General features: G+C 72.7%; 1 protein-coding gene. It reads right to left on the reverse strand.

From position 1 onward, the window contains the following. On the reverse strand, positions 1-362 hold a 362-nt coding region (locus tag D9V41_RS18040), incomplete at both ends, for an acyclic terpene utilization AtuA family protein (RefSeq protein ID WP_424922810.1).

The following is a 362-nucleotide window of genomic DNA, read 5'->3' on the forward strand; positions in this document are numbered from 1 at the left end:
GGGCTGCCGTACCGCGAATCTGCACCACTCGCGGGGGACGGCGAGGTGTCGGATGCGGCGTGTTCCGGGGGCGGGATGTCGATGCGGGTGCCGTCGGCGAGCACCACGACGTGCGGCACGTCCGACTGGGGCAGGTAGACCGCGCGATAGATGCCGAACGGCGACGCGGCACTGGGCGGGGCGGTGACATGGAAGCCCGGGTACGAGGCGAGGGCGAGTTCGACCGCCGCGCCGCTGAACGCCCTGCCCGCTGCCGCGGGATCGCTGCTCTTGACGTGGCAGCGCAGGAGAGCCGCGGCTTCGGGCTCGGTGGCGGGGTCGGGCCGGTCGGTGCGGACCAGTTCCCACGAGATCTCGTCGAT

Origin of the sequence: Aeromicrobium phragmitis, assembly GCF_003674095.1 — a bacterium.
Taxonomy (GTDB): Bacteria; Actinomycetota; Actinomycetes; order Propionibacteriales; family Nocardioidaceae; genus Aeromicrobium; species Aeromicrobium phragmitis.